The organism is Micromonospora foliorum, from assembly GCF_022229015.1.
Taxonomy (GTDB): Bacteria; Actinomycetota; Actinomycetes; order Mycobacteriales; family Micromonosporaceae; genus Micromonospora; species Micromonospora foliorum.
In genome coordinates this window covers 1-6,651 of record NZ_JAKKFF010000143.1, presented here as the reverse complement: position 1 = coordinate 6,651, position 6,651 = coordinate 1, and the positions used below count along the sequence as shown (strand labels likewise).

Annotated in this window: 7 protein-coding genes; 4 read left to right on the top strand and 3 right to left on the bottom strand. The window is 72.7% G+C overall.

Going from position 1 to position 6,651, the window contains the following annotated elements:
• The 3 genes from PSH25_RS12655 to PSH25_RS12645 form a co-directional block, all read left to right on the top strand.
• Positions 1-457 (top strand): endonuclease/exonuclease/phosphatase family protein (locus tag PSH25_RS12655; RefSeq protein WP_441005351.1); only part of this gene is annotated, 457 nt, incomplete at its 5' end.
• 117 nt (positions 458-574) lie between these two features.
• The gene (locus PSH25_RS12650) at positions 575-1,981 is read left to right on the top strand and encodes a flavin-containing monooxygenase (protein ID WP_238659281.1); all 1,407 of its coding nucleotides are present in this window, start codon (positions 575-577) and stop codon (positions 1,979-1,981) included.
• 76 nt (positions 1,982-2,057) lie between these two features.
• Entirely contained in the window at positions 2,058-2,852 is a 795-nt protein-coding gene (locus tag PSH25_RS12645) for an alpha/beta hydrolase (protein WP_238659282.1), read from the top strand.
• Between the two features lie 16 nt (positions 2,853-2,868).
• Here PSH25_RS12645 and PSH25_RS12640 read toward each other — a convergent pair whose 3' ends face one another.
• The gene (locus PSH25_RS12640) at positions 2,869-4,365 is read right to left on the bottom strand and encodes an alpha,alpha-trehalose-phosphate synthase (UDP-forming) (protein ID WP_238659280.1); all 1,497 of its coding nucleotides are present in this window, start codon (positions 4,363-4,365) and stop codon (positions 2,869-2,871) included.
• Positions 4,366-4,522: 157 nt separating this feature from the next.
• Positions 4,523-5,383: a DUF308 domain-containing protein gene (locus tag PSH25_RS12635; RefSeq protein WP_238659279.1), complete on the bottom strand. Its 861-nt coding sequence runs from the start codon at positions 5,381-5,383 to the stop codon at positions 4,523-4,525.
• Between the two features lie 355 nt (positions 5,384-5,738).
• On the opposite strand from PSH25_RS12635, the gene PSH25_RS12630 reads away from it, so the two are divergent.
• Positions 5,739-6,431: a lysophospholipid acyltransferase family protein gene (locus PSH25_RS12630; protein ID WP_238659278.1), complete on the top strand. Its 693-nt coding sequence runs from the start codon at positions 5,739-5,741 to the stop codon at positions 6,429-6,431.
• A 29-nt stretch (positions 6,432-6,460) separates the two neighbouring features.
• On the opposite strand, the gene PSH25_RS12625 is transcribed toward PSH25_RS12630, so the two are convergent.
• On the bottom strand, positions 6,461-6,651 hold a 191-nt coding region (locus tag PSH25_RS12625), incomplete at its 5' end, for a hypothetical protein (RefSeq protein WP_238659277.1).

Sequence of the window (6,651 nt, the reverse complement as noted above, 5' to 3'; positions counted from 1 at the left end):
GGTGCGGGGCACCCGCTGCCAGCGCTTCCCGCTGCCCCCCGGCCGGCACCTGCGCGGCGCCGCGTACGCCGACTGCCAGGTCGGTGACGCCCGGTTCACCCTCGCCGGCTCGCACCTGTCCACCGACCCGGCCGAGCGGCCCTCCCAGGCCGCCGAGTTCAAGCGCGGCCTGGACGCGGCGACCAGCCCGGTGCTGGCCGGGGCGGACCTCAACGAGGGTCCGGAGGGGCCCGCCTGGGCCACCGTGTCGCGCGGGTTGACCGACGCCGCGGTGGCAGCCGACCGGGCCGAGCGGCTCACCTACTCCTGCGCCGACCCGCGCCGACGCATCGACGCGCTCTTCGTCGACCCGCGGATCACCGTGGTCGACTACGACGTGGTGGACACTCCGCAGACCCGCCGCGCCAGCGACCACTTCCCGGTCCTGGTCGACCTGCTGCTGCCCACCACCGACTGACCCCCGACCCCGGCCCGACCGTCGACGCATCCGTCTCAGGACTGGACATCCGGCCCGGTTGTGGAGAGGATTTCGCGGCGACCGGCACGCCTGCCGTACCAAAAGGAGATGTCCCCGGTGTCCACCTCCACCGACCACGGCCGGCCCGACCCGGAGGCGACCTCGCCCGCGGCGAACAGCGACGGCCGACCGGTCTCCGACCGGGGCGACACGGTCTGCGTCATCGGGGCCGGGGCCAGCGGTCTGACGGCCATCAAGAATCTGCGCGAGCACGGGTTCGGCGTGGACTGCTACGAGCGGGAGACGGGCGTCGGCGGCGCCTGGAACTGGCGGCACGACCGCAGCCCGGTGTACGCCAGCACCCACCTGATCTCGTCGAAGCCGTTCACCCAGTTCCCCGACTTCCCGATGCCGGACTCCTGGCCGGACTACCCGCACCACGGTCAGGTGCTGTCGTACTTCGAGCGGTACGCCGACCACTTCGACCTGCGTTCGCACATCTGGTTCGGCACCGAGGTGATCCGGGTCCAGCCCGTCGAGGGGGATCGGTGGGACGTGACCACCCGCTCCACCGGCGGGTACGGCCCCGAGCGCACCGCCCGGTACGCCGCAGTGGTGATCGCCAACGGCCACAACTGGTCGCCGAAGCTGCCCCGCTACGAGGGCCTCGAACAGTTCCGTGGCGAGATCATGCACGCCTCGTCCTACAAGGACCCGGCGCAGCTGCGCGGCAAGCGGGTGCTGGTGGTCGGGGCCGGCAACACCGGCTGCGACATCGCCGTCGAGGCCGCCCAGCAGGCGTCGCGCTGCTGGCACTCCACCCGGCGCGGCTACTGGTACGCGCCGAAGTACGTCCTCGGTCGCCCCGCCGACCAGGTCAACGACACCCTGTTGGCGCTGCGGGTGCCGCTGCGGGTGCGCCAGTGGCTCTACCACTGGACCCTGCGACTGACCGTCGGTGACCTGACCCGCTTCGGCCTGCCCAAGCCCGACCACCGGGTGTACGAGACGCACCCGATCGCGAACAGCCAGCTCGTCTACTACGTGGGCCACGGCGGGATCGGCCCGGTGCCGGACGTCGCCCGGTTCCACCCGTACGCCGTGGAGTTGGCCGACGGCCGCGAGATCGACCCCGAGGTGGTCGTCTTCGCCACCGGTTACCTGCCGCGCTTCGAGTTCCTCGACGCGTCGGTGTTCGGTGACAGCGCGGGCGCGGGCCGGCCCACGCTGTGGCTCAACGCGTTCACCCCGGGGCATCCGACGCTCGCCGTCGCCGGCCTGCTGCAACCCGACTCCGGGCTGTTCACCCTGTCGCACTGGCAGACGGTGCTCTTCGCCCGACTGCTCCAGGCCCGTCGGGACCGGCCGGAACGGGCCGCGGCGTTCGCGCAGCGGGTGCGGGACCGGGCCGGGGAGCGGTACTCCGGGCCGGTCAAGGAGAGCAGCCGACACTGGTTCGAGGTCGGGCACGCCGACTACCTGCGCGCCATCCAGCGCGCCCTGGTCGAGCTGGAGGGCAAGTGAGCGCGAGGAGTGAGCTTGCGAGCCCCGCAGTCGCGAACGAAAGGTTGGCACCGTGAGCACTAGCGAGCTGCGGATCATGCGGGGCCGGGAGTGGTCCCGCCCGGTCCGGCCAGCCCGGCGGGAGGTGCTCAGCGCGGTCCCCGAGCTGGAGGAGGGGCGTCCGCCGCTGCTCTTCGTTCCCGGGTTCGGGCACGGCGCGTGGGCGTTCGCCGAGCACTGGTTGGGTCACGCGGCGTCGCGGGGGTTCCCGGCGTACGCGGTGAGCCTGCGCGGGCACGGTGCCAGCGAGCCGGCGCCGGAGGCGACGCTGCGGGCGTACGCCCACGATGTGGTCCAGGTGGCCGCCAGCCTGCCGCGGCAGGCGGTGCTTGTGGGGCACGGCGCCGGGGCCCTGGTGGTGGCGCACGCGTTGGCCCGCTACCCGGCGCGGGGCGCGGTCCTGGTGGCGCCGGTCTTCGGCGGCTGGGGAGTGTTGGGCGCGGCGTTGCGGCGCAACCCGGCAGGCACGTTGCCGGCGGTGTTCGGCGGGCCGTTGCGGCTCAACCGGGGGCAGTTGTTCAGCCGCGAGTTGCCCGACGAGGAGGCCCGACGGTACGTCGGACGCCTCGGCCGGGCGGGTCGGCGGGCGCAGTGGGCGCTGCTGGGTGAGCCGGAGGCCGAGCCGGCCGTGGGCGCGCCCCCGGTGCTGGTGCTGGGCAGCCCGGACGACCGGGTGGTGCCGGCGTCGACGTTGACCCGGGTGGCCCGCCGGTACGGGTCGGCACCGCTGCTGTTTCCCGGGATGGGCCACGACCTGATGCTGGACGCGCGGTGGGCGGAGCCGATCGACGCGATCCTGGACTGGCTGGAGAAGGAGCCCGCGGCGCACTGAGCAGCCGGGCTGCCGGTCAGCCGCCGGCCTGGTGGACGGCCGGGCTGCCGCTCGGGGTGGTCGGCCGGGGCAACCGGGCGGTGCCGTCGGAACCGGCGTCGGTGCTGGTCAGGCGACTGACCAGGGCGCCGCCCTCGTCCAGGGCGTGCAGGTAGGAGCGCGCCCAGGCCCGGATGTCGTGCTGGTGCAGGTGGGCGCGCATGGCCCGCATCCGCTGGGTGGTGTCGGCCGGGTCGGCCCGCAGCGCCGCGCGCAGGCCCTGCTTGAGCCCTTCCAGGTCGTGCGGGTTGACCAGGTACGCCTGGGACAGCTCGGCGGCGGTGCCGGCGAACTCGCTGAGCAGCAGCGCACCCGTGTCGTCGACCCGCGCGGCCACGTACTCCTTGGCGACCAGGTTCATCCCGTCGCGCAACGGGGTCACCGCCATCACGTCGGCGACCCGGTAGAGCGCGGCCAGCTCGGCCCGGTCGAAGGGCTGGGTGAGGTAGTGGATCGCCGGCTCACCGACCCGGCCGAACTCGCCGTTGATCCGGCCGACCTCGCGCTCGATGCGCTCGCGCAGGATCTGGTACTGGCCGACGCGTTCCCGGCTCGGCATGGCGACCTGCACCAGCACCGTGTCGCGGACCTTGACGTCGCCGCTGGCGAGCAGCTCGCTGTACGCCTTGAGGCGCTGCTCGATGCCCTTGGTGTAGTCCATCCGGTCCACGCTGAGGACGACCTGCCGGGGATCGCCGAGGTCCTGACGGAGCCGGTGGGCCCGAGCGGCCACGTCCGGGCGGTCGGCGAGCGCGGCCATCTCGGCGGTGTCGATGGAGACCGGGAACGCGCCGATGCGGACGACCCGGTCGTCGATGCCGATCCGCCGGTCGGTGGCGGGCAGCTCCAGCACCCGGGTCACCAGCTGGGCGAAGTTGTGCGCCGCCTGCACCCGCTGGAAGCCGACCAGGTCGGCGCCGAGCATGCCGCGCAGCAGTTCGGCCCGGCGGGGGAGCTGCATGAACAGCTCCGGCGGCGGGAACGGCACGTGCAGGAAGAACCCGATGCGCAAATCCGGGCGGAGGGCGCGCAGCAGACCGGGGACCAGTTGCAGGTGGTAATCCTGCACCCAGACCACCCCGCCCGGCTCGGCCACCTCGGCGGTCGCCTCCGCGAAGCGCTGGTTGACCCGCTGGTACGCCTCCCACCACCGGCGGTGGTGCTGCGGCTGCTCGACCGAGTCGTGGTAGAGCGGCCAGAGGGTGGCGTTGGCGAACCCCTCGTAGTGGTCACGCAGGTCTTCCGGGCTGAGCGCCACGGTGTGCATCCGGACGCCGTCCACGTCCGGGAGGGCGGGGGCCGGCCCGGTGCCACCGGCCCAGCCGACCCAGGTCGCCGGGGTGTGCCGCAGGAGCGGGTGCAGCGCGCTGACCAACCCACCCGGGCTGCGCCGCCACTCGCAGGCCCCGTCGGGGGCCTGATTGTCGTCGATGGGGAGGCGGTTGGCCACCACCACGAGAGAACTCTGTCGCATCTCGGGCATTCCGATCAGCAGAGGACTGACCGCCGCGAGCAAGGAAAAACCGGTCAGTCAGCGGGGGAAGTGACGTACAGCGGTATTCCTACTGACAGTAAGTTACACCACTGTTACGCCCCCGGCGGGGCGCTGCCGTCCCGGGATGCGGGCCGACTCAGACGACGGCGCCGTTGTCCGGGTCGTCCTCGTCCTCGTCGCCGGGGCGCAGCCGCCAGATCAGCGTGACGAAACCGGCCAGGATGCCGGTGAACCCGAACAGCGTGACCGCCGAGCGGTCGATCGGGAGCAGCCACGGGAAAAGGAACAGCACGAACCCGACGACCACCCCGAGCACGCCGATCACCGCGTACTTGCTGACCCGCGGCAGCGGCGGCGGTGGCGGCGGGTGGTAACCCTCGTCGTCCTCGTCGTCGGGCAGGTCGGCGCCGAAGGTGTCCAGCCCGTCCAACAGCGAGGGCTCGTCCGGTCGGGTGCCGCGCCCCACGGAGATCCCGGAGATGTCCGTCGCGGACGGTAGCCGGCGAACGTCGGTGGCGGTCGGACCGGGCTCGTCGGCGCCGGAGCGGGTCAGCGGCCCGGAGGTCGGCTCGTCCCGCCCGTCCCGCCCGTCCCGTTCGTCCACGTCCTCCGAGGCCGGCCACGGGTGGTCACCGGGCGTGGAGGTGGTGTGGAAGCCCGCCACGATGCGTGCCCACTCGGCGTCGATGTCCGGTTCGTCGCGAGCCGGCGGCTGCTCCGGAGCGGTCTCGTCGGCGAGCTGGGTCAGGTAGTCCCGGGCGGTGGTCAGGTGCGAGCGGTCGACGTAGAGCCGGTCGACCGGGCGGGCCGGCACGGTGGTGGTGCGGGTGACCGGGTTGAGGTCGGCGGAGGGCTGGAGGTAGGCGGCGATCCCACCGGCGGCCAGCACGTCGAGCAGGTGCTCACCGACGCGCGGATCGACGTCGCCGACGACGGCGTACTCGTTCGCGTCGAGCCCGTTGTCCCGCCGTCCCCGGCGGGCCCCACCCGCTGACACCCGGACATCCCCCTTAACGCGCCTTCCGGCGCGGCCACCGCTGCCCCTCGACGCCCGTCCGCACGCCGTGCTCTGAATCGTGACACGTCAGGGCATGGTTCCGGGAGTGCGTTGTGTCGCGTCTTCCAAAGTCACGGCTGCTTCCGCAGGTCGCGGCGGGGCTCCTTTGTCCGTTCTTGCGCGACAAGTGCGATCTCGGTGAGCGTTGGCAGCGGGGCGGCGCGACCCGCCGAGCGCCGCCCCGCTGACCCGACAGCGATCCGGGTTTCGTCCGTTGTGGTGAGAGCGCTCGCTTCGTAGGCTCGGCGGCGACGACGGCTGGCGCTGTCGCGGGCACACCACGGAAAGGACGCCGGTGCTCTACTGGCTGCTGAAGTACGTCATCCTCGGTCCGCTGCTCAAGCTGATCTTCCGCCCGCAGGTGGAGGGCCTGCGCAACGTGCCGGCGACCGGTCCGGTGATCCTGGCGAGCAACCACCTCTCCTTCTCCGACTCGATCTTCACGCCGTTGATCACCGCCCGGAAGGTCACCTTCGTCGCCAAGGCCGAATACTTCACCGGCAAGGGAATCAAGGGCTGGCTGACCAAGATGTTCTTCGTCGGCACCGGGACGATTCCGGTGGACCGCTCCGGCGGTCGGGCCGCGCGCGCCGCCCTGGACACCCAGTTGCAGGTGCTGCGCGCCGGGGGAGTGGCCGGCATCTACCCCGAGGGCACCCGCTCCCCGGACGGTCGGCTCTACCGCGGCAAGACCGGGGTGGCCCGGCTCGCCCTGGAGAGCGGCGCGGTGGTGGTGCCGGTGGCGATGCTCAACGCCGACGAGATCCAGCCGCCGGGCAAGCTCATCCCCAAGATCGACCGGGTGAGGATCCGGTTCGGGGCGCCGCTGGACTTCTCCCGCTACGCCGGGCTGGCCGGCGACCGGTTCGTCGAGCGCGCGGTCACCGACGAGATCATGTACGAGTTGATGGAGCTCTCCGGTCGGGAGTACGTCGACATCTACGCCCAGAAGCTCAAGGAGCCCGTCCCGGCGCCGCTGGCCGCCTGAGCCACCGCCCTGCCGGCCCGCCCTGCCGGTCAGGGCAGGTGGAGCAGAGCGGGGGCGTGGTGACGGGTGGCGAAGTCGTGCAGGCGGGCGCGGGTGGCCGCGGCGGCGGACGGGTCGGTCTCGGCCAGCGGGCCGATGGCCAGCGCCATCGTGATGATCTCGTCGGTCACGTCGGTCATCCGTGCGTAGCTCGTCGTCGCCGAGCGCCGCAGGTTCGCCC